The sequence below is a fragment of the Methanospirillum hungatei JF-1 genome (genome assembly GCF_000013445.1).
Classification (GTDB): Archaea; Halobacteriota; Methanomicrobia; order Methanomicrobiales; family Methanospirillaceae; genus Methanospirillum; species Methanospirillum hungatei.
Map to the genome: position 1 here is coordinate 699398 of NC_007796.1, position 23359 is coordinate 722756.

Below are 23359 nucleotides of genomic sequence, written 5' to 3' on the forward strand. Positions count from 1 at the left end.
GAAACACCTATCTTCCGGTGCAGCCAATAATATACGGAATTTTTGAGGAAATATTGTGCAAGAGGTTACCAGCAGTTTTACGCCCAGGGTAATAGAAGCCTCGGTTCAGAAATTCTGGACACAGGAGGACATATATGCCCGGGTACAGGAGCAGAACCGGGATGGCAAAACATGGTTTTTCGTAGATGGGCCGCCATATACCACCGGGCACATTCACCTTGGAACAGCATGGAATAAGATCCTCAAAGACAGCATTCTCCGGTATAAGCGGATGCATGGGTTACATGTCATCGATCGTGCCGGATATGATATGCACGGCCTTCCCATCGAAGTCAGGGTCGAACATGAACTTGGCTTTGAAAATAAGAAAGATATAGAGGCTTTCGGTATCGGCGCATTTATCGAGCGGTGCAAGCAGTTCGCCCTCAGCCATAAAGACATCATGTCAGAGCAGTTTAAATCTCTCGGCGTCTGGATGAACTTTGATGATCCCTACCAGACCATCATGCCCGAATATATTGAAGCGGCATGGTGGACACTGAAACAGGCAGATGAGAAGGGTCTCTTAGATCGTGGTCACCGGGTAGTCAACTGGTGTCCCCGGTGTGAGACCGCCATCGCCGATTCTGAAGTGGAATACTGGGATGAACAGGATCCGTCAATATTTGTAAAGTTTCCGATCCATGGTCTTATGAATGAATATCTGGTCATTTGGACCACGACCCCATGGACCCTTCCGGCAAATGTGGCCGTTGCTGTCGATAAAGATTTCATATATGCAAGAGTTGAGGCAATAAAAGAGGGGAAAAAGGAGATTCTCTGGATAGCAAAGGATCTTGTCGAACCGGTATTAAAACGGGGGAAATATCAGGATTATTCAATCCTCTCAGAAAAGACCGGAGAGGAACTGGCAGGAACAACGTATGATTCACCACTTGCTGATCTCATCCCTCGACAGAAAGAGATCGTGCATACGGTGGTTACCGCTGGATTTGTTGAGATGGACAATACCGGCATGGTCCATATCGCCCCCGGACATGGATGGGACGATTATCTCCTTGGTGTGGAGAAAGGCCTTGATGTGTTCTGTCCTGTTGACGGAGCCGGATACTATACCGATGAAGGCGGGATATATGCCGGTCAGTTTGTCCGTGATGCAAATGAGAAGATCCTATCAGATCTTGGTAGTCATTTGCTTGGGAGGCAGAAGATAACCCACCGGTATGGTCATTGCTGGCGGTGTAAGACCCCTATCATCTACCGGGCTACTGAGCAGTGGTTCATCTCTGTTCCGAAGATGAAAGAGAAGATGCTCTCTGAGATCAAGGCGACTTCATGGTATCCGGACTGGGCCGGGAGTGCCCGTTTTTATGATTTTGTCTCTGATGCACGTGACTGGTGTATCTCACGACAGCGGTACTGGGGTATCCCGATTCCGGTCTGGCAGTGTTCCTCATGCTCTGCCCACCGGGTCTTTGGGACGGTTGCAGAATTGAATGCAGCAGCCGGGAGCAATCTCACTGATCCGCACCGGCCGTATGTCGATGAGATAACCGTGCCCTGTTCCTGTGGCGGGACCATGAAACGGGTAGAGGATATCTTTGATGTCTGGTTTGACTCGGCAATGGCATCCTGGGCAACCCTTGGTTTTCCCCGGAATGATGCCCTGTTCCATGAGATGTGGCCTGCTGACTTTATCACTGAAGGGCAGGACCAGACCAGAGGATGGTTTTACTCACAGCTTGGTGCCTCTACGATTGCCTTTAACCGGTCTCCCTATAAGAGCGTCCTGATGCATGGGTTTGCTCTCGATGCTGATGGGCGGAAGATGAGCAAGAGTCTTGGAAATGTGGTCACTCCTGAAGAGGTGGTTCAGAAGTTCGGTGTTGATGTTCTCCGTCTCTATATTCTCTCATCCAATGCACCATGGGAAGACCTGAAATTCAACTGGGACGGGGTTTCAACCGTAAACCGGACGATGAATATCCTGTGGAATGTGTATCGGTTCCCGCTTCCCTATATGATTCTTGACGGGTTTTCCCCTGCCCAGACATCAGACGGGAAGTATGATGATGAGTACATCGTTCGTTCCTACCGGGAGATGCCGGAGATTGACCGGTGGATCATCTCACGGATTAATACCATTGCCAGATCGGTTTCTGCAGACATGGATGAGTACCAATTGCACCGTGTCACCCGGCTTTTGATGAATTTCATCCTTGAAGATCTCTCCCGGTGGTACGTCCAGATTGTCCGGCCTCGTATGTGGCTTGAGGAAGACTCACCTGACAAAAAGTTTGCATATGAGACGATTACATACTGTCTTCGCACCCTATGCAGACTTCTTGCCCCGTTTACTCCTCATATCACCGAAGCAATGTATGAGAATCTCCGGCTGCCTGAAGATCCGGTATCAGTTCACATGTTGAAATGGCCAGCAGGAGATATCAGGCTTATTGATGAGAATCTTGAGCGTCGGATGGATGTTGTCCGGAAATTTGATGAAGCAGTTGCAAATGCACGGCAGGCAGGGAAGAGAAAACTTCGTTGGCCGGTGCAGAATGTCATTGTTGTGACGTCAAGTGAATCGGTCATCGAAGCTTTCAGGTCAATGGAAGATCTGGCAAAGGATCGAGCCAATACCCGAAATATTGAGGTTATCCAGGGAAGCTGGGAACGGATGCGATTCAATGCAGAACCGGTCATGAAGAAGATCGGACCATCATTTGGGAAGAAAGGACCGGTTGTGAAGGGTCTGATTGAGGCTGCAGACGGGTCAGCCCTCCGAAAGCAGCTTGAGGAGTCCGGGTCGGTTACACTGAGTGATGGATCTGAGGAGTTTGTCCTGACCGCTGAACATATGACCTTCAGTCAGCATCTTCCGGAAGGGATCTTTGGTGCAGAGATGACCGATGCGTCGGTCTATGTTGATACGACGCTTACTGAGGATCTTGAAGCTGAAGGATATAGTCGTGAGATCATCAGAAGGCTTCAGGAGATGAGAAAACAGCTTGATCTGAATGTTGAGGATAATATCGTGATAGATGCTGTTATAGAGGATGTGCATCTGCGGGAGCTGCTTTCGGCATCATGGCTGGATCTCATAAAACAAGAGGTTCGGGGTAAAACGCTGAAGATTCATGACTCTGTCGGTGGCAGGGATGGATCAGTATTGTTCCAGCTTGACCGGGATTGGGATATTGAAGGAGTGAATGTTACGCTAGGGATATCTCTGGCCGGATGAGATATTCCTTTTCTGGATCTCAAGTAACGATAAAATTATTAAAACACTCCCTTTTTTTTACAGGCCATTCAAATATCTCTTCCATAAAAGAAATTGGTGTCGGTTCGATTGAATAGTTAATGGTAAAAACATGGTGGTCTGGATTTTCAAAAGGATGCATATGCCATGAGTCATGGATGCAATCTCTGGTAAATAATCTGTTTGACCTGCTTATCAAAAAAAAGTATGTTGTTCCGGATATCTCATGGGGATAAAATTGGATCCATATGTCTTCAAGAATATCAACCCTGGTTTTTTACTGAATGATCAGTCAGATGAAGTATTTCTAGAGGCAGAGCACAGAGGTCTGCAGCATCCTCCATCTTTCCAACAAATTCTTCGATTTTCACGAAATCACGCTGGATTCAAGAATTGAGAATTTTCTTTTCATTGATTCTATACCATCAACTGCTAATTCCCAATCACAAAAATCAGATTCAGCTTCAAATGAATAATCTGGATCTTCTTTTATTTTTTCCTGAAATGATTGGAAGTCCTGTTATATTTATGATGAAAATATGTATTCATGCATTGATATTGTGTAAGACGACATCTTATTTCTTGTAATATGAATATTTTTACCAAATCATTTTCTTTCCCAGGAAAAAAATCCGATATATCTCCTGAACCTGATTTGAGAGAACAAGAGACATACCCAATATTTTTATTCCTGTGATTTAGGAATTATGGTCTACCGTCAGATGTTGTTGGCCGAAATATTTTTTTTGAACTAATGACTTTGTGGTGTTTGAAAAAATTTAATTGCTTTGGGGTTATCTCTGGATGGGTAAAGAATAATCTCAAATCTTTAATACTTTAATCTAATAATACCTCGATTCCCGGACAGGAGAGGAAATGAGAATCCCATGTTATCATTTTCCATCAAATCCAAGTGAGGTTGTTGTTAATAATTCATCAAGGGCTCCTATTCGGGAACCCTTCTAATGTATGGTGTTTATCAGAATTTTACTAATATTGCAAAATCGCTGGTAACCGGGATTACCTCAATATTCTCTTTAATTGTCTCTATCTCCTGGATTTTTTTTCGGATGAGCTGATCGGTAAGCTCCTGCAGTTAATTCAAAAATAGAAATTACTGAAATATATTGATAATCCCCAGATTGATACAAGTATTTAGAATTTCAGGTGATTTTTTATCTTTTTGAATGAGCCCGAGCAGATGTGATGTATCGAGTAGTGGCATTATAACCTGATATCTTTTGGATATTTGGCCCGGCTTTCTTTTATGACATCTTCTATTGCATTTGCAAATTCATTATCCGGGTCAAGATCTGAAAAATTTTTAGATAACGTCTTCTATTTTGGAAAATGTTTTATGATTACTTTTGAAAATGATTCATTTTCGGAGGTTTTTAAAGATCGCAGACTTTCTTATGCCTTTTCTCTGATGCTGATTGTTTTTGTACTCATTCCTCTCTAATCCTCTATGTGTGTATGTGTATGCAGATCTATTAACTTTAGAGAATAGCTAAAAACCTCACCTTTTTATCAGTGGCGATCGAATAATAATAGTGGATAACTTTTGCACGTCTATTTTTCGAGAAGAATATAAAAAATACAAAAAATCGGGCGACACACTTTCAAAAATTAGTGATTCTATCGACTGGGAGCGTTTAGAGAGCTAATCTCACCCCTTTACAAAGATAACAAAATTGATGGTGGACGTCCCCATTTAGATGAAATAGTGATGATTAAAACCTTGGTATTGCAACATCTCTATGGATTATCAGATTATGAAATCGAACGAAATATTTATGATCGAATGAGCTTTCGTCATTTTTTAGGTTTTCCAGACATAATTCCCGATCGTTCGACAATTTGGCTATTCAGAGAGCGATTAATAAACAGTAACTGCCTTGATTTAATTTGGGAAGAATTACAGCATCAAATAGACAAATTAGGATTTGGAATTCATCGTGGAGTTCCAGGTCATGCTAAAAAAGATAAACCGAGAGGTGATGAAGCTCTGACTCGACGATCAAAGGAGGGAACATGGAGTAAAAAAGGGAATAACTCCTATTTCGGTTATAAAATGCATACATTAGTAGACAAAGAATTTATGATTATTCGAGAAGTTGGAACCTCGACGGCATCACTTCACGATAGTCAAATCGATCTTACTGAACCCGGACAAACAGTTTACCGCGATAAAGGATATTTTGGCGTAAAACCCAATGCATCAATGGATATAACTATGCACAGAGCAACCCGAGATCATCCCTTGAGTTGTAAAGAAAAACGCCGAAATAAAGCAATATCACGGATCCGCTCTCTTGGTGAGTTGCCATACGCTGTGATGAAACGAATTTTTAAGGGAGGGCATGTTTTGGTAACAACTATTGAACGTGTACACGTGAAAAACATCTTTTCCTGCTTTTCTTACAATTTATATCGGCTGAATAGTGTTCAAATAACTATGTAATAATTGCGATAGCTATCGTTCTAAGCGAAAAGGATGGGAAAGAATTTGCTTCTTTTGTGATTTTTTTGCATATTTTCAGTTTTATCACCTCTCATATGATCATATGTTGTCGTTGTAAGATCAAAAATAGGGGTTATTAGCTATTCTCTTTATTAATTTTCGGGTTACTGAATTCAGTCTTGGTAATTATAAGATACGATAAAGAGGATATCATTCGCCTTGGAAATATTTATATCACTGTAATTATATATAAGGAACCTCATCACTCGGTTTAATCATGATTATTGACCTAAATTATCAGCATTCTGATGGAGGATTTGATACCCCTCAATTCAATGCAAAGGGACTTGACGGAATGGGTGGAGTGCCAAATGCATACTGGGTTGTTGAACCAGATCTTGTGCTTGATCCGGGACGGTACCAGATACTTGATTCAGGCAGTTCCACCTGGGCTCAGAATTCAGAAACCGTCGGCTGGGGAATTACAAAGGTCTGGGGAGTTGTCGAGTAAAGGAAAGGCAATTTTCCCTCTGTTCTTCTTGATACGGTGATGTCGGATTTTTTATATAATTATTCGTTCAATAAAATCTTTACCGTCCGGTTTCCCAAATAACGGTATATCCTTGTCAATTGTCACTACCCTTCTCGTTGTTATCGTCTTTTCATCCGTCTTCGGATTATACCCTTCCTTCTCGACCACGGTCCGGTACACCAGAATACCCCGCCGTTGCCAGGCGGGAGTCATGGCAAGATTAACTCCTCGCTGAAAACAGAATTCATGAAGCTCTGCAGCTTTCATTGCATGGAGCATAGATGCTGCTTCCTGTGAGGTATACCCTTCATCTTTCAGTAATTTCTGGCTCCATCCGTTCATGTGGTTTCGCCATGCCTCCTGTTGTCTCCAGGAGAGATAGGGTAGGATATGATCCGGAGTGACCGGGATTATTCGTGCATCAAAAGAGACCGGCTCTTTTAATTCTAAGGCAATGGTAAGGCAACTTGAAGCAAAGGAGGCAAGGACCGAATCAATTTTTTCAACTCGCCCAAGAAAGAGATTTTCAGAAAAATAGAGACTTATCTCATCTGAAAAGGTATACCCGAACACCGGGGCAAAGCCGGCATCAATGAGCAATCCTTTGGTAACAAAGGCCATGGCATCGGAAAACTTCTCATCAAAGGGTTCAGAAAAATTTAGTTTATCTGTAACCTGGTGAAATGCCCGGCCATCAAGACGGACGATTATCGGAGAGAGGGTCCGTAGGTCTGCATAGATTTCCCTCTCTTTCATAAGTCAGGGTTAGAGTTCCCCTTCGTTTCTGAACATGTGCGGGATGTGCCTGATAACAATCACATCAGATATACTCTTGACCAACCGGTACGGGATTTTCACCCCTTTATGAGACTTGATCTCCATGACTTCAGGGTTCAGTTTTCCTACAGCAAGTGCATCAATTCTCTTTGAATCAATATCCAGGATAATATCATCAACCTCTCCGATGAACATCCCGTTTTCAGAATATATTTTTAGTCCGATCAGGTCAGTAATCTGATTCTTCATACTGCATTGACATTAATACCGGATAGATAAAAAATGTTACCTTATCATTTCAGGATTCGATGAAAAATCAATCGTGGGATACGATCATCTGATGAAACAAGTATCCAAACATATATTATGTTCATACAGGAATATTCCCGTATGGTGCACATGGCTGGTTATACAATCTTGACCATATTGGTTCTGTGTCTTGCTATTTCTGTATTTCCCGCTCTGGCAGAGAATACTCCTTTGGGATCATACATCGTTACTGAGATCAGGGATGAAGCCGGGGCCCTTATCAAACATTCAGATCTGTCAAGAATTACTGCGACAATTGATGGTTTGAATATATCCGGTAGCGCAGGTTGTAATCAGTACAAGGCGACGATTGCTATGAAAGACGGGGCCATTACCATCTCTGCCCCTGCAGCAACTCTCAAGTACTGTCAACCTGAAGTAATGAAGGAAGAGTCACAGTATCTGAAAAACCTTGAAAAGATTGTCCATTACAAGATTATTGATGATAATCTTCTCTTGTTTGACGCGGAAAATCACCCCGTCATCTCATTTACCAGGTATGAGGAGAAGGAATCTGTACCATTCCCCTATGACACTCCGTTTATACTTACCAGAATCTTCAGGGACGATCAGTTAAAGTATGCTTTTCTTGCCCTGAAAACCCTGATTGAATTTCATCCGGACGGGACCTTTACCGGTAATGGGGGATGTAACGAATTCTCAGGAACGTACAACCTGACTGCGAACACCATCACCTTTAATCCGGTGACCATTACAAAGAAGGCATGTAATAAGAGCAGACTAAACCAGGAGCAATCCCTGTTGGATATTATGAAGGGAACGCTTAGATATGAGATAAGGAATGATCAGGTTATCCTGATGAATGATGCCGGGGTAGTGGTTGCTGAGTGGAAAGAGTACGATACTCCATAAAAATTCTCTCATTTTTTGTATCATTCTGATAATTTTTCGATAGCTATACTGGTTCCGAGTGCCAAACATATCAGATAATATGGATGGCTCATTTAAAATCGGCCGGCTATTTGGTATTCCAGTCCTGATTCATTTTACCTTTCTTCTTATTATACCGTTATTTGCCTGGGTAATCGGGTCAGATATTGAATTCACGGTAGAAATGGTCAGAAATGTCTTTCATGTGAGTATTGATGACCGGTATATTCTATCCGGATTTATTCCCTATTTTCTTGGAGCCACCGTTGCAATTGGACTCTTTATTGGGGTGTTTATCCATGAGCTGGCCCATTCACTCATCGCTCTCCGCTCCGGGATTCGGATAGACAGTATCACTCTTCTGTTCTTTGGTGGAGTAGCAGCAATAGAAGAGCAGGAGCCTGATCCAGGAACCGAACTTGTCATGGCCCTGGCAGGACCGCTCACAAGTCTTGCTATCGGTCTTATCTCCGGGGTTCTTGTTTACGTTGTTCATCGGTTTGTTGATTCATCAGCAGAGGCCGGAGTTCTTATCTATATATTCGGGTATCTTGCGATTCTGAACATCCTGCTCTTTGCGTTTAATCTCCTCCCTGCCTTTCCCATGGATGGCGGAAGGGTTCTCCGTGCCTATCTTGCAACCCGGATGCCCCTTCATAAGGCCACCTCCATAGCATCATCGGTCGGGAAGGGATTTGCAGTATTATTCGGTCTAGTCGGATTGATCCTCTTCTCCCCCATCCTCATCCTAATTGCTTTCTTCATATATATCGGGGCCGGACAGGAATCAATGGTGACCAGATACAACTTCCTTTTAAAGGATGTTACGGTCGGGCAGATCATGTCTCGTCCGGTTGTGGAAGTACCGCCGCGGATGCCGCTATCTGAAGTACTGTCCTTGATGTACCAGACAAAGCATCTGGGATTTCCGGTCACAGAGCTCGGCCATCTGGTTGGCATCATCACCCTGACTGATCTTGCACGGACACCGGTGCTTGACCGGGATGCCATGCAGGTTCGTGATGTTATGTCCAGGGATGTAGTTGTCCTCCCGCCTCATGCACCGGTTATGGACGCTCTCCGGATCATGACCCGGCAGGATATCGGGAGGATTCCTGTTATGGCAGAAGAGAAGATTATCGGGATTGTTACAAAGTCAGATATCTTTACGGTAATTGAGCTGCGGGAAGTGTAAGATCCAGAATACCATCCGGCAGAGAAGTACCGGTGAATTTTGCAAACTCCTTCTCTGATCTGAACGGTCGTTTTGCAATCACCTGAACTATTCCTTTTTTCGAGAGGCCCGGGATCCATCTGAGTGCTTTGTGGGGAAGCGTGTTGATTGGAACCGGACAGGGAAGAGCCGTCAGGGAACGCATGCCATGGTCAACGACTACCACATCAAGAACTGCTCGGACTGGCAGGGGAAGAGGAATGCCAACAAGGATTGGGTATGATCCCATCTGCCTTCCAAAAGAGATATCTCCCTCTTCTTCAATGATAACCGACCTGAGGATGGTGAATGGAGGGAAGACCTTTCGAAGCATGGGAAGATCAAAATTCTTCCGTGTCCAATCTTTAAATGAATGAAAAGCCTTGTCCGGAACTGGAAGAGCATTATGCTTACTTGCTTTTGTCCCCTCACATGGCATGAGCTGACGGATGTTCACTCTCCGGATAAGATATCCCTTCTGCAACACGTTTTCAAGAAATTCCCTGTTCAGTGTATAGGTATTCAGGCTTTCTCCCGCAAGACCTGCAATAAAGTTCAGGCCAGGTAAGAGTTCAGGAATTCCATCTCTTCTCAAACTCCCCACCTCATGCACAATCCGGATAGCTTCCATCACCATATCAGGAGTCGCCTTGAGATTGTTCTCCTCGATGACAACCGGATCTGCAGTCTCCATGCCAAATGCTGCAATGTCTCCCGGGGTATGATGTCTGATGATCGCAGACAGGCTTTCACCTGCTTCTTCCGGGTGTCGTGCTATTGTGCCCGGATTGACGTTGTCGATGTGAAGGGTTTTCAGGGAAGGAGCAGACGTTCTGACTGATGAAAAAAGTTCTTCTATCAGGTCTGGTTTTGGGACCGGAAATTCTCCTTTTCCTGCCTGCCAGGTCAGGATATCCGGTTGCCGGCCTATTCTGAAATGAGCTGCCCCGGCCTGTGCAAGGGCAGAAACCTCGTTTTTTATTCCCTGAAGAGATCGATACTGTGGTTTTCCATAGAGTGGTTCAGTGCAAAAGCTGCATCCACCGGTAACTTCCCTGCTGCATCCCCGTGCGGTCTCAATCTCACACATCACATAGGGATAATTTGGATGCTGGCAGATAATGCTGGCACCTAGTTCTGACCAGGGATCTTCTTTCTCATATGAGAAGAGAGCAGACGGGATATTCCCTGAAAACCATTTGTCAAGTGCACCGGCCGGCGAACCATGCAGAAGAGTATCAACATGGAAATCTCCCTTCCTGAGTGCAGCCTGACCTCCGGCTGATCCTGCTCCGAAGAGAATGGGACCGCCAAGAAAGGTATGCGGGTTAGAAAGGGCTGATCCAATCTGCTCTATCTCCTGCCAGGTCGCCGGTGTGCCCCCGAGATATTTCCCCGGAACGGTCATCCCGGCGATCATGACGACATACGATGCAGTATTTGCCGCACAAAGCAGGCCGGGGTCAGATCTGATCTGATCAATGGTATGATAGGTGACCGGGAATCCATGAGAGAAAAATACCCCTGCGATGGTTCGTATATAGGGGGAGATGTAAGGAGGAACGCCAAGGCATGCCGGTTCGTCGACATACCCGTCTATTATCCATGCCTCAGAGCTCATGTCCACAGAGGGAGAGGAGTTTTCTTGCCCATTGGAGTTTTCCTTTCTTCATAGGAGTGACCACCGGATCATCTAGATCAAATCCGATAAGGGTTACGTCTGATGCCTGCATCTCATGAGCAAGGTATACGGCCCGATCACCATCGGTAAATCCACCAAAGTTGTAGACATGGCCAAAGGGTTTTCCCTGGGTGGTCAAAACCAGCGGTCCTTTCATCCGGGGAACCCATGTCCGAAGACGGGGAATATTATCTCCATGGGCATGGACTACCAGAATAGTCCCTTTCCTGTTCAAGGTAACTGCCTCATCCTCAATCCCGTCAAGGTCGGTGACGATGACATCAGGTGTAATTCCATGTCGTATCAGAACGCCGGAGGCTGCATCTGCAGCGATGATTACTCCGGTAATTGCTTCCAGCTCCTGTGAAAGAGTTGGTGCATTCCCGCAGATTGTAACCGGTTTTCCTGCAATACAGGATTTTAAAAGATCTGTTGCATCCTGTATTGTCAGATCTGCAAGAATATGTGCAGCCCGGTCATCTTCTGCAGGGTCAAAAGAGAAGTACTCGCAAATCTCCTGGTACACCGGTTCCCAGTCTTCATACTTCACTCTCCTCATCCTCCAGAAGACCGACGAGGCGGTAAAAGTTCTGTAAAACGGGATCTATTACCAGGTGTAAAAGTTCTTCCTTTTCCCTGACATGAGCAAAGACATGGAGTGGAATACTTGCAGCAGCCATGGTGGCATGACCTCCCGCATCACCGACTTCTGAGAACGCTTCGCTCATGACATTGCCTAGGTTCAGTCTGAGATCCCGGTTCCGGCCTGACATGATGATCGCTTCATCAGTAATTCCATAGACGAGCGCGGTACTGATTCCTTCCAGGTTGATGAGGAGATCCGCGGCCTGGGGAAGAGCATCACGGTTTCTGACATACCCGACATTTGAAAACAGGTACCCGTTCCTTGTTTTTCTGTTCCGGATTGCTGCCCCGATAATATCCATGGTCTCATGGGAGTACTGAGGGGACATGATCTTTTCCAGAAGATCAGCGTCACTGAACTCCAGGAGGAAGGCTGCATATTCAAGATCACTGGGTGAGACATTTCGTCTAAACTGTTTTGTGTCAGCCCTGATGCCGTAGAGGAGTGCCGTTGCAACCTTTTCGTCTGGTTCAATATTGAGTTCCTTGATATATTCGGTCAGAATGGTCGCACAGGCACCCACATTCTGCCTGATATCGATAAAATGGACCTTTTCAATGTGAGAGATATCTTCCTGGTGATGGTCAATGATGATATCAACCGGCATGGAGTGAATAAGACCATTATTTGCTCCAGGTCCCTTGCTATCCACTAGAGCGATATGGGTGCATTCATTAAGTGTCTCTGGTTTTAATTTCTCCATCCTGATATCAAGCAGATTTACCAGTGTCCGGTTCTCCTGGTGGCCGATGATCCCATCATAGATGATTCTGGTTTCCAGATTCTGGTTTGCCCGTTTTGCGATCGCTGCAAGAGCCATGGCACTGGCGATCGCATCAGGATCAGGGTTGGTATGCGTCACAATACCAAAGATGCCAGACCAGGATGCAAGCAGGTTATAGAGATCACGGGAGAGGTGGTGCTTTTCAAGACGGTGTAAGTGTTCTATAGCGGCCCGTGCAACTACATGCTGGGGGTAGAGAACGAGGTCCGCGCCCTCCTGCATCAGGAGTTTTTCATTGATTGGATCCTGCGCACGGGCGACGATATGAACCCGTGGATATTTTTTTCTGACTGTTTTCAGACCGGTAATATTTGCTTCATGATTATCGCTGACCACAAAGGCGATATCAAAATGATCTATTCCCTGCAGCATGTCAGGATCGGTAAGATCGCGAAGAAAAGCTTCAATCTTCTGCTCCCGAAGTTCCTGAACACGTTCAGGATTGCTATCCATACAGAGCAGTCTGCCACCTTCCTTTTTCAGTTCTTCAAGGATCAGGTATCCAACACTCCCACACCCACAAATGAGATAGGTTCTGATCCCCGGTGACGCTGCCGGGCTGAATCCAGGCATATTCAGGTATAGGTTGGATTATAGAGGTATAAAGGGGCGTAAGAAAACTATATAAGTGGGCTAAACTAACATGTTATGGCACAACGGGTCTGTAGCTTAGTCGGTAGAGCGGCGGACTCTTAATCCGCAGGCCAGGGGTTCGAGTCCCTTCAGGCCCGCTCGTTGTTTCTTTTTTGCAATGGTCTCAATCGATTATTTAACGTTCTCATTCATAAAATTCTCTGATGACTGGTGAAGAACCAGAATACGTGGAAGTAACCTGCCAGCACTGTGAAGGAGCCGGATGTTGTTTTTGTAACACAAAGGGAATGGTTACGGTGAAATGGCCTGAAAAGATGTGTCGCCATTGTAACGGAGTCGGATGCATATACTGCGGATATACTGGCTGGGGTGGTCTGAAAGGGAAATATGATTAATTTTAGTGTGGATTATTGATCATTCTCTTGGGTGACTGTTGATATTGGGGGGATATGAAGTCTATTTTCAGACCGAATCCGGAACGGATGAGACTTAAAGGGAATTTAAAAGGCCTTCTCCGGTTACTGGACGGGAAAAATGATACTGCATTACGGATAGAAGCAATATTAGCGCTCGGCCGGATGAAAACTCCGGTTGCAGTTGAAGAACTTATCAGACTTTTTCAGGACCCTGAGTATGGGATCAGGAATGCTGCATCTCATGCGCTTGTTCAAATTGGATCTGATGCTATAAACCCGCTGATTCGGGCTTTGTCTGTATCTGATGAAGAGACCGCGAGGATGATTCATACCACTCTTACCGCGATGGGTGATGATGCAGCCAGGGAAATAGTAAAGAATATCACCACACTTCAGGGTATTGGATATGAACGAGCAGGATATATCCTGAATTCAATGGGTACTCGGATTATTCCGGTTCTTATAGATGCCTACGGGACAGAGGATCAGACGACGACCAGGTTCATCGAGGGTCTGTTTGAGTCATTTGGCAGATCAGCAATCCAGCCGTTAATCAAGGGGCTGAATCATGACCATGAAGAAGTCAGAGCACGTATCTCTGCTTATCTTATTATTCTGGGTGACCAGGTAGTTGGAGATCTCCTCTCATCATGCGGTCAGGATGAGGAATGGCTGCGAGAACTGAAATTTTACATCATCAGTGAGATAGGAAAGCCGGCACTCGACCCCCTTTATCAGGCACTCAAAGATCCAAATCCGGTCACTTCTTCAATGGCACAAAAGGCATTCCTTGAGTTTGGAGAATCGGCAATTATGCCTCTGATATCCGGTCTGTATGATCAGGACCCTGAAGTCCGGAAGGTATCAGAAAATGCCCTGACCAGGATAGGAGAGCCTGTCATCCCTCACCTGCTTGAGGAGATGTCTGTACGCCGTGATACTGATCGCGAACCGATTATCTCTGTCATTCAGCATATCGGTGAACCTGCTATCCCTTACCTTATCGGGAATCTGATTCATTCGAAGGGTGATCGTTCAAAACAGATGGTTCAGATTCTGTCACGAATGGGAGCTGTCACCATTCCCTATCTTATCAATTCTGTCAGGGAGCAATCAGATACGTCCGGAATAAAAGAGGCAATTCTCTCGATGGGGCGTATTGCATTCCCCTTTTTGGAAGAGGCATCTGAGCGTGAGCGGGGAAAAACTTCTGTATTCGCTATTGATCTTCTCAGACAGATTGATCCGGTCAGATCCATTGAGCCGATGATTAGTGCTCTGTATCATACTGACCGGGAGGTACGGGAGACTGCTCTTGATAACCTGGTTGCTTCAGGTGAGATTGCGATCCCCCGTCTGATTCAGGTTCTTGGTTCTGGCGATGAAGAGGCGGTCGATCTGGCAAAGATTGCTCTCATGAAGAATGGAGAACTGGCAATCCCCCATCTTGTAGATTCGTTGTCAGATCCCATGGGTGCCAATCATGCTCTTATCCTGGAGATTCTCCGTGAGAACGAGACTGCTGCTCTTCCGTACCTTATCCCGTTCATGGCACCGGGAAAGGACGGTTATGATGAGGCGATGACACTTATTCGTGAGATTGGTGCAGATGCAACCGCTCCTCTTCTGCAGGCTCTTTCAGGTTCAGGGCCCGAACTGGCCAGGGAGATCACGTCTTACCTGTCAGAGTTATTCAGTCAGGATCCCAGGAAATTTATCATGCGGCTCTTTTCCGGTCAGGTACCGGACACCGATCTGATGTACGAACTGGTGCATACCTCACCTGAGGTTGTCATTCCGGAGCTTATCGATATATTTCAGGGAGATGACGGGTCCCGGGCACTTATTGCAGGAGATCTGTTGTCCAGGTTTGGAAAGGATGCTATTCCACCGTTTATTGATGCCCTCCGGAGTGAAACTGATGATGACCGGAAGCTTGAGATAACGAGTTTCCTGATTCGAATCGGAGAAGATGCCATTCCTGATCTGGTAGCACGGCTTGGTGACGAGGATATTGCTCCTTATGCCATGGCAGCATTAAGCGCTATTGGCGAACCTGCAGTACCCGCTCTTTTGCCTTTGCTGAAAAGTCCTGACCTGATTGCACAACAATATGCGATTCATGCTCTTACCAGAATTGGTACTCCGGCTGCTTCGGCACTGATGACCCTGATGCAGGAAGATGAGAGTCTTGTGCCATTGATTAGCCGGATAATGGCCGGAATGGGAGGTTCAGCCCTGCCAGAGCTTATTCAGGAACTTGAGACGCTTCAAGGATCAGGACAGGAGGGTAGCAGCAGAGGTATTGCGGTCATGTCGCTGATAACCGAGATAGCTCTTTCAAACAGAGACGACCTCAGGCACCTCTTCTCCATACAAAATCCGATCCTCATCACGATGTTTGAGCGTATATTTATCAGTAAGGGTGAGCAGATCCTGGCCCCTCTTCTGGATGCCGTCATGTATGAACAGGCTGTACCTGACATGGCCGCCAATATCATCACCTCCATGCGCCCACAGGCACAGACCGCCGTTACCAGGCTTTTAAAATCCATAGGTCCTGGAGACAGACGACGGATTGCCCTTTTAAAGGTGCTTGGTGTTCTGAAAGATCCGGCATCTGCCCCTCTTATGTATGAGGCATTGCAGGATCCGGATCATGAAATCAGGATGACTGCCATCAGGGAACTTGGAAAGTTTGGCAGGGAAGCTCTGGGACCACTGACCGATGCGATGCATGACCCGGACCCTCATGTTCGTGCAGCAGCGGTTGAATCATTGGGTGATATCGGACTTCCTGTCCTTGATCAGCTGATTGCAGCATTAAAAGATCCCGACGGTTCAATCCGTGCAGCAGCACTCAAAGGGATATCCAAGATCGGGGAACCAGGTCAGTTTATGCTGGTTCAGACACTTGATGACAAAGACAGAAAAGTCAGAAATGCGGTGGCAAGGTTATTGGAAGAGAGCGGGTGGAAACCCAAGTATACGACTGATCGGCTGAGTTACCTCTTTGCCAAAGAGAAATTTGATGATCTCATCCGTATCGGACCTCCAAGTGTTGATACCCTTGCCAAGGGGCTTCATGATGATGACCCTGAAATCAGGGAACGATCCCGGGATGCACTCGCTGTCATAAGGGATTCTATTCAAACATAATAACAAAACATACTAGCAGAATGGAAATCCACTAGTAGGTACCGGAGGAGAACGCATACGTCCATGAATCACATCATCTCCATCCATGATCTGGACCGGGATCAGATCGACCGGCTATTGGCCAGGGCTGGAGAAGTAACCGCTGAATTTGCAGGTAAAGAACCGCTTAAAGGAAAAATCCTCGGTCTCCTCTTTTTTGAACCCAGCACCCGGACACGGATGTCATTTGAATCTGCCATGCTCCGGCTTGGCGGGTCCTGTATGAACCTTGGCGGCGTGGAGGTAAGTTCCATGGCAAAAGGAGAGACCCTTGCCGACACCATCCGGGTTGTCAGCGGGTATGCTGATGCCATTGTGCTCCGTCATCCCAAGGTTGGGGCAGCCAGGCTTGCCAGTGAATTTTCAGAGATTCCAATTCTGAATGGAGGGGACGGCGCCGGACAACATCCTTCCCAGACCCTCATCGATCTCTATACCATCCGTCAGTCAATGTCACTAGACAACATTCATATCGGTCTTATCGGGGACTTGATGTATGGCAGGACCACTCATTCCCTTGCCTATGCACTAACCCACTACAATGCGAGGATCCATACGATTGCACCAAAGGGACTAGGGCTTCCTGATTCCATTCATGATAATCTTGAGGAGCGGGGGGCCACCGTTATCGAACATGATTCGATTGAAGAGGTAATCAGTGACCTGGATGTGCTGTATGTGACCAGACTTCAGCGTGAGAGGTTCCCTGACCCTGCCAAATTTTATGATGTATCGTCCAGTTACCGGATCACCCCCTCCCTTCTCACTGATGTAAAGGAACACCTTGCTATTCTGCATCCCTTACCGCGGGTTGATGAGATTGATCCGTCTGTTGACAACCTTCCCTATGCCCGGTATTTTGAACAGGCAAGAAATGGCGTCCCAGTCAGGATGGCCATGCTCACCGAGGTTATGGTATGACCAATGAAGAGCCAAAACGGACTTTGGTCATCAGCACAATCGAGAACGGTACGGTTATCGATCATATCAAAGCCGGAGAGGCACTCACCGTCCTCCGGATTCTTGGGATAACGGGAAGTACCCGGGAGTGCGTCAGTGTTGCAACCAATGTCAGCAGCAAGGCACAGGAGAAGAAAGATGTAGTAAAGATAGAGAAGCGGGAGCTCAAAGCACAGGAAGTTGATCGGATAGCCCTTGTTGCACCGAACGCCACCATCAATATCATCCGTAATTTCAGGGTTATTGAAAAGAAAGGTGTTATTATCCCCCCGGTTCTGATTGGAGTTTTACGATGTCCCAATCCCTGTTGTATTACAAATACCAATGAACCTGTTATGAGCAGATTTGAGATGCATGGGAAGAAAGCAGTTTGTTCCTATTGTGATGCGGTTATCTCATCCGACATCTCTTCGCATATCATCTGAACTCCCTTCTTTTTGGGGCTGCTGCTGTATCAGTCTCCCATGTGTATCGATCTCACCCCGCCAGATACGGGTACTTGATATCCATCGGCCATCCTCTGCAAGGACGCACCGTATCATGTGAATTTCAACGCACGGCTTTCCCCGCTCCCGCCTCTTCTGATTGATATTTTTCCCGACAGGAAATGTCTCTTCACTGACAACCAGAGCATCAAAGTCTGCATCAAGTGTGGAACCGTACTGATCATGCAGTTCTTCTATCTCCCAGGTCGTTTCAGGTTCAAGGGATTTGATAAATGAGACCAGATCCCGGTACCGGTCAGCATAGGAATGAATCGGATGACTCTTCCGGTTGGCAAAAGAATCACTGGTAAGGCCGATTATGACCGTCCCTTCCGGGGTGGCCAGGTCAAAAGCGCGTCTGATGAGAAGCCGGTGTCCGTCATGCAGAGGATCAAACGTGCCCCCCACCATAATTTTCATAGATATACTGTTTCATGCGATTTTATAAAATCTGATATCATTCGTTCTCTGTGAGGCCTGAATATCTGACAAGGTATTCCGGTACTGGAATCATATGATGAGGGAAAAGGTGGAACAAAAGGCTGATTATTACTGATGCTATTATACTATCGGAGTCTAAACGTATGAGATAACCTTCCCGAACAGAGGGTTGGTGAATGCGGTAATAAACCTGAGAACGTCTTATGCAGATTTATCAGAATATCCCAAACGCTGCTTTTATTGCACCAAACTCCACGGTCATTGGCGATGTGGTTACCGGTCAGGAGGTCAATGTCTGGTACGGAGCTGTCATCCGTGCAGACAAGGACCGGATTACCATTGGAGATCGATCCAATATTCAGGATAATTGTGTGGTCCACACTTCAAAAGGGCATCCGGTTACCATTGGTGACGATGTATCCGTCGGCCATGGCGCAATCCTTCATGGATGTACTATCGGGAGCACTGTCCTGGTTGGAATGGGGGCGATTGTATTAAACGGTGCGGTTGTTAGTGACAATACCATCATTGGTGCAGGCGCCGTTATTACTGAAGGAAAGGTCATACCTCCCGGATCTCTGGTCCTTGGTCTGCCTGGAAAGGTGATCAGAACACTTTCAGATGAAGAGATAGCAGGAATACGAACGAATGCTTCTGAGTATGTAAAACTTGCACGGATTCATGCCCATGAATAACGCGGTCGTAATCGGAGGAGGCATAGCAGGAATTACTGCTGCACTGGATATTGCCAACCATGGTGTACATGTAGCCCTTATTGAACGTGAACCGACCATCGGAGGTCATATGGCGATGCTGGATAAGACGTTCCCGACAAATGACTGTTCCATGTGTATTTTAAGTCCCAAGATGGTCGAGGTTGAGAGGCATCCCACCATAACACTTCATACCTGTTCTGAAGTTATCGGAGTAGAGGGAGAAGCGGGAAACTTCTCTGTCCATGTGCTCCGTCATCCCCGGTATGTCAGGGCAGCGGATTGTACCGGCTGTGGGGACTGTGTGGAAGTTTGTCCTGTTGAGGTCTATAACCGGTTTGATGCCGGGATTGGTGTCAGGAAAGCAATATATAAGGCGCATCCACAGGTTGTACCCAATGTCGTCATACGTGACAAGGAGCATTGTATTGACTGCGGTCTCTGCTATGATATCTGTGGGAAACAGGCCGTTCTCAGGGATAGTGAAGATGCAGAGGAGGAGTTAGTCATCAAGGCCGGAACCATCGTAATCGCAACCGGATATGCCGTCTTTGATGCACGAAAGAAAACTCCCTACAAATATCTCTCAATACCGGATGTAATCACCAGCCTGGAACTGGAACGTATTATTAATGCCAGCGGGCCGACAGGGGGGAAGGTAAAACGGATTTCCGATGGTCAGCCGCCAAAGGAGATCGTCTTTATCCAATGCGTTGGTTCACGGGACTTGCCACTGGGATGCCCCTCCTGTTCGGCAGTCTGCTGTATGTATGCGATAAAAAATGCCATGCTGATTAAGGAGAAGAATCCGGATACCCGTGTTACGATTCTGTATATGGATATCCGTGCATATGGCAAGGGATATGAGGAGTATTATGCCCGTGCAGAGCAGCTTGGTGTCAGGTTTATCAGGGGGATGCCAGGAGATATCTATGCTCAGGACGGAACGATCATCGTGCAGGTTGAAAATTCAGAGACAAAGGATGTTCTTAAGATACATGCTGATCTCGTTGTTTTGTCTGTTGGAATCAGACCGACAGGAAATGCATCAACACTTGCCGAACGTCTTGGTATCACCTGCGATGAATCAGGATTTTTTGAGAGTGTAAATGTAAAATCAGGTCCGGTACAGACCTTAAAACCAGGAGTTTTTATTGCCGGGACCTGCAAGGAACCAATGGATATTCCTGATTCTGTCATGGAAGGCGGTGCAGCAGCAATGCAGGCCGTAATGAGTCTGATGCGTGGATGACCATGGAGCCTCTTCGTCCAATTCTTTTTCACCCCCACATTCCCTCAATTGAATACATAGAACAGACCCTGCTTCCTGACATCTATGAAGTCAGAACCGCCAGGACAATTCCTGATCTTGCTGAAGCGATAAAACGTCTGGGTATCAGGGGTGCACCAGCGTTAGGGTGTGCCGGAGGATGTGGGGTTGCGTTATCGGCGCTGATTACGAAAGCAGATTCACTGCCGGAATTTTTAGACCAGGTGGGATCAGATGCAGATCTTCTCAGAAAAACCCGGCCTACTGCGGTGAATCTCTTTTATGGCATAGATCATGTCCTCACTGCTATCATGTCCTCACAAACGATAGAAGAGGCCAAAAGCAGGGCAGTAGATGCCGCAGAGGAGGTTATCGATGCTGACAGGAGAACCTGCCATGCCATTGGGAAAACCGGGCTTGAAGTCATTCCGGATGGTGCCAGAATCCTGACCCATTGTAATGCAGGAGCTCTTGCCTGTGCCGAATGGGGGACTGCTCTTGGAGTAATCCGTTCCGCTCATGAAGCAGGAAAGAACATTTCGGTATACGCCTGTGAAACGCGGCCACTTCTCCAGGGTGCCCGCCTTACCACCTGGGAACTGCTCAGAGACGGGATCGACGTCACCCTCATCACAGATTCCATGGCCGCCGTTCTCATGCGGAAAGGTGCCATCGACGTTGTAATTGTTGGAGCCGACAGAATCGTATCTGATGCAGTATTCAATAAAATCGGGACATATATGCATGCCGTCTGTGCACAGACTCATACTATTCCCTTTTATGTTGCAGCCCCACTCTCCACCTTTGACGAGGAGAGCTGTGAAGATATGGTCATCATTGAGGAGAGGGATCCACAAGAGGTCAGGAAGGTCCGTGGATGTGTGACCGGACCAGATAACGTCCCGGTATGGAATCCTGCTTTTGATGCAACACCCGTACATCTTATCTCCGGAATTATTACCGAGTACGGAATTTTTACACTCCCTCGTGATATTGAAACCATAAAACAGTTAAAGAAGGGGAAGGATATGCAGAGGCACTAAGGTGATGACCATGCTTCAGCCATATATGCCGGTAATCACGCTTATCGGAGAGCTGACAATACTGGTAATTTTATCCATCCTTGTGCTTGGATGCATTCTGCTTATTCTTACCCTCTATGCCATCCGCTCAGGAAATATTCTGTTTCCTAAGTTCATGCGGGCAGGACTTCTCTTTCTTGAAGGAATGATGCGAAGTATGTTCCGCCTCTTCGGTTTTGAAGACAGTGATTTTTTCAGGATCATTGTAACGCTTCAGAATACGCTGAACCGAAAGGCATTCATGTCTATCCCCGTGACCGAACGGGTTGTCTTTATGCCTCATTGTCTTCGATCCAATGCATGTCCTGCTCACCTGCATGACGAAGGGCTGAAATGTCGTGAATGCGGTCTCTGTAAGGTAGGAGAGGGAAAACGTCTGTTAGAGCTGTTAGGATACCGGGTGTTTATTATTCCTGGTTCTTCTTTTATCAAGCGGATGATAAAGCGGTATCGTCCCCGTGCGATTATCGGTATAGGATGTCTTCTTGAAGTAAAAGAGGGGATTGAGATGTCCGGTCAGTATAACATCATTGCCATGGGAGTTGTAAATACCTCTGATGGGTGTGTGGAGACTTCTGCAGACTGGGACCAGGTTTTCAAGACCGCTATTCTTGGTATTGCACCGGATAAAATCCCCGAAGAGCTGAAAAAATATATTGAATGAGATTACAGCAGAACTGCCGAGAGTAGGAATACCAGGAGTGAAGCAAACATTCCTGCCTTTAATATCTTTGAACTCTTTGCTTTTATCATCTCTTCTGAATTGGTTGCCTTCATTCCCCGTATTGCTCCAAACAGGATGATTGCATCAACAAGAATGATGGCACCCAGGTAGAATGCCCCCCACCTCGAATAGAGGAGCAGAGACATGAGAACGCCGGCAGTTGCACTTATGAGAGCAAGATAGATGGTTGCACGAATACCATAGAGGAGAGGAAATGTCCGTGCTCCATGTTCATTATCCCCCGGCATGTCTTCAGCGTCTTTTATGAGTTCACGTGCAAGCATGACACCCCAGGTGGCACCGGCAATAGGAAAAACAGATATAATGCCTTGAGTTCCTTGTATTGCGCCACCGAACAGAAAGATGCTTGCTGCAAGATATGATACCGATATATTTCCAATGAGAGGCGTCTTTTTTAAAAATGATGCATACAGCCATAAAATAACTGAATTTCCCATGGCTATTCCGGCAAGAGGCAGGGGGGTGAAGAGGATGGCGATACCATTACCGATAAGAAAGAGAAGAATGGCATACATGAGTGCATGCCCTGGTATTATCTGCCCTGATGGGATGGGCCGGTCAGGTTGGTTTATCGCATCGATCTCCTTGTCATAGTAGTCATTGATGACATTGCCTGCCCCAGTGATTGTAAGGACGATACAAAAAATCCAAAAAAACTCTGCCGGAATAGAGCCGGTTGCGATAATTGATGCAAGAATTCCTGCTAGTCCGGCAACAACTGCATTAACCGGCCGGATGATGGAGAGATAGGCTGCGCCGTTCATTTCACACCTGTTTCAAAAAAGGGTACGGACGTGGAGGGATTTGAACCCCCGGCATTCAGCTTAGGAGGCTGACGCCATATCCTGACTAGGCCACACGTCCTGCCTTATTACATGTAGCAGGGATAGGTATAA

The 23359-nt window shown here is 46.3% G+C and carries 19 protein-coding genes, 2 tRNA genes and 1 pseudogene; 14 read left to right on the plus strand and 8 right to left on the minus strand.

The genetic code is table 11. From position 1 onward, the window contains the following. Positions 1 to 55: 55 nt before the first annotated feature. The 3 genes and pseudogenes from ileS (at position 56) to MHUN_RS03195 (ending at position 6237) form a co-directional block, all read left to right on the plus strand. The gene (ileS, locus tag MHUN_RS03180) at positions 56 to 3244 is read left to right on the plus strand and encodes an isoleucine--tRNA ligase (RefSeq protein WP_011447649.1); all 3189 of its coding nucleotides are present in this window, start codon (positions 56 to 58) and stop codon (positions 3242 to 3244) included. A 1565-nt stretch (positions 3245 to 4809) separates the two neighbouring features. After that, positions 4810 to 5726, plus strand: a pseudogene (locus MHUN_RS03190) (IS5 family transposase). A gap of 277 nt (positions 5727 to 6003) precedes the next feature. Then, complete coding sequence (locus MHUN_RS03195) at positions 6004 to 6237, plus strand: hypothetical protein (RefSeq protein ID WP_011447650.1); 234 nt, start codon at positions 6004 to 6006, stop codon at positions 6235 to 6237. Positions 6238 to 6288: 51 nt separating this feature from the next. Here the strand turns inward: MHUN_RS03195 and MHUN_RS03200 are convergent, their stop codons facing one another. Continuing rightward, positions 6289 to 7014: a tRNA(His) guanylyltransferase Thg1 family protein gene (locus MHUN_RS03200; protein ID WP_011447651.1), complete on the minus strand. Its 726-nt coding sequence runs from the start codon at positions 7012 to 7014 to the stop codon at positions 6289 to 6291. A gap of 9 nt (positions 7015 to 7023) precedes the next feature. Next, positions 7024 to 7284: a PRC-barrel domain-containing protein gene (locus MHUN_RS03205; protein WP_011447652.1), complete on the minus strand. Its 261-nt coding sequence runs from the start codon at positions 7282 to 7284 to the stop codon at positions 7024 to 7026. A gap of 150 nt (positions 7285 to 7434) precedes the next feature. Between MHUN_RS03205 and MHUN_RS03210 the strand changes: the two genes are divergently transcribed. Together MHUN_RS03210 and MHUN_RS03215 are read left to right on the plus strand one after the other, a co-directional pair. Beyond that, positions 7435 to 8217 carry an META domain-containing protein gene (locus MHUN_RS03210; protein ID WP_048067249.1) on the plus strand — a complete coding sequence of 261 codons (783 nt, stop codon included), beginning with the start codon at positions 7435 to 7437 and terminating at the stop codon, positions 8215 to 8217. Between the two features lie 79 nt (positions 8218 to 8296). Next, the gene (locus MHUN_RS03215) at positions 8297 to 9430 is read left to right on the plus strand and encodes a CBS domain-containing protein (RefSeq protein WP_011447654.1); all 1134 of its coding nucleotides are present in this window, start codon (positions 8297 to 8299) and stop codon (positions 9428 to 9430) included. On the opposite strand, the gene MHUN_RS03220 is transcribed toward MHUN_RS03215, so the two are convergent. Genes MHUN_RS03220 through MHUN_RS03230 form a run of 3 tightly spaced genes read right to left on the minus strand, consistent with a single transcriptional unit; the run spans position 9402 to position 13132 of the window. Beyond that, entirely contained in the window at positions 9402 to 11069 is a 1668-nt protein-coding gene (locus MHUN_RS03220; RefSeq protein ID WP_048067250.1) for a radical SAM protein, read from the minus strand. The genes MHUN_RS03215 and MHUN_RS03220 overlap by 29 nt on opposite strands. Then, a complete protein-coding gene (locus tag MHUN_RS03225) occupies positions 11059 to 11679 on the minus strand; it encodes a 6-hydroxymethylpterin diphosphokinase MptE-like protein (protein WP_011447656.1) in 621 nt (206 codons plus the stop codon). Before MHUN_RS03225 ends, MHUN_RS03220 begins: the two co-directional genes overlap by 11 nt. Beyond that, positions 11669 to 13132, minus strand: a complete 1464-nt coding sequence (locus tag MHUN_RS03230; RefSeq protein WP_011447657.1) for a DHH family phosphoesterase — start codon at positions 13130 to 13132, stop codon at positions 11669 to 11671. Before MHUN_RS03230 ends, MHUN_RS03225 begins: the two co-directional genes overlap by 11 nt. A gap of 85 nt (positions 13133 to 13217) precedes the next feature. On the opposite strand from MHUN_RS03230, the gene MHUN_RS03235 reads away from it, so the two are divergent. From MHUN_RS03235 to pyrI, 5 genes are all read left to right on the plus strand, one after another. Continuing rightward, a tRNA-Lys gene (locus tag MHUN_RS03235) sits at positions 13218 to 13290 on the plus strand. A 66-nt stretch (positions 13291 to 13356) separates the two neighbouring features. Continuing rightward, positions 13357 to 13548, plus strand: coding sequence for a hypothetical protein (locus MHUN_RS18120; RefSeq protein WP_083758391.1), 192 nt, complete (start codon positions 13357 to 13359; stop codon positions 13546 to 13548). A gap of 54 nt (positions 13549 to 13602) precedes the next feature. Beyond that, entirely contained in the window at positions 13603 to 16728 is a 3126-nt protein-coding gene (locus MHUN_RS03240) for a HEAT repeat domain-containing protein (RefSeq protein WP_011447658.1), read from the plus strand. A gap of 63 nt (positions 16729 to 16791) precedes the next feature. Continuing rightward, positions 16792 to 17688, plus strand: a complete 897-nt coding sequence (gene pyrB, locus MHUN_RS03245) for an aspartate carbamoyltransferase (protein WP_011447659.1) — start codon at positions 16792 to 16794, stop codon at positions 17686 to 17688. Further along, positions 17685 to 18152: an aspartate carbamoyltransferase regulatory subunit gene (pyrI, locus tag MHUN_RS03250; RefSeq protein ID WP_011447660.1), complete on the plus strand. Its 468-nt coding sequence runs from the start codon at positions 17685 to 17687 to the stop codon at positions 18150 to 18152. Before pyrB ends, pyrI begins: the two co-directional genes overlap by 4 nt. On the opposite strand, the gene MHUN_RS03255 is transcribed toward pyrI, so the two are convergent. Continuing rightward, complete coding sequence (locus tag MHUN_RS03255) at positions 18123 to 18632, minus strand: phosphopantetheine adenylyltransferase (protein ID WP_011447661.1); 510 nt, start codon at positions 18630 to 18632, stop codon at positions 18123 to 18125. The genes pyrI and MHUN_RS03255 overlap by 30 nt on opposite strands. Positions 18633 to 18856: 224 nt before the next feature. On the opposite strand from MHUN_RS03255, the gene MHUN_RS03260 reads away from it, so the two are divergent. From MHUN_RS03260 to MHUN_RS03275, 4 genes are read left to right on the plus strand one after another with little or no spacing between them, the layout of a single operon-like run. Then, on the plus strand, positions 18857 to 19348 hold the full coding sequence (locus MHUN_RS03260) for a gamma carbonic anhydrase family protein (protein ID WP_011447662.1): 492 nt from the start codon (positions 18857 to 18859) through the stop codon (positions 19346 to 19348). Further along, the gene (locus tag MHUN_RS03265; RefSeq protein ID WP_011447663.1) at positions 19341 to 20618 is read left to right on the plus strand and encodes a CoB--CoM heterodisulfide reductase iron-sulfur subunit A family protein; all 1278 of its coding nucleotides are present in this window, start codon (positions 19341 to 19343) and stop codon (positions 20616 to 20618) included. Before MHUN_RS03260 ends, MHUN_RS03265 begins: the two co-directional genes overlap by 8 nt. Then, a complete protein-coding gene (gene mtnA / locus MHUN_RS03270) occupies positions 20615 to 21679 on the plus strand; it encodes an S-methyl-5-thioribose-1-phosphate isomerase (protein WP_011447664.1) in 1065 nt (354 codons plus the stop codon). Before MHUN_RS03265 ends, mtnA begins: the two co-directional genes overlap by 4 nt. Before the next feature lie 10 nt (positions 21680 to 21689). Then, positions 21690 to 22382 (plus strand): DUF116 domain-containing protein, encoded by a 693-nt coding sequence (locus MHUN_RS03275; protein ID WP_011447665.1) that lies wholly within the window; start codon positions 21690 to 21692, stop codon positions 22380 to 22382. 2 nt (positions 22383 to 22384) lie between these two features. Here MHUN_RS03275 and MHUN_RS03280 read toward each other — a convergent pair whose 3' ends face one another. Together MHUN_RS03280 and MHUN_RS03285 are read right to left on the minus strand one after the other, a co-directional pair. Next, the gene (locus MHUN_RS03280) at positions 22385 to 23227 is read right to left on the minus strand and encodes a geranylgeranylglycerol-phosphate geranylgeranyltransferase (protein WP_011447666.1); all 843 of its coding nucleotides are present in this window, start codon (positions 23225 to 23227) and stop codon (positions 22385 to 22387) included. Between the two features lie 25 nt (positions 23228 to 23252). After that, positions 23253 to 23327 (minus strand) — tRNA-Arg (locus MHUN_RS03285). Between the last annotated feature and the right edge of the window lie 32 nt (positions 23328 to 23359).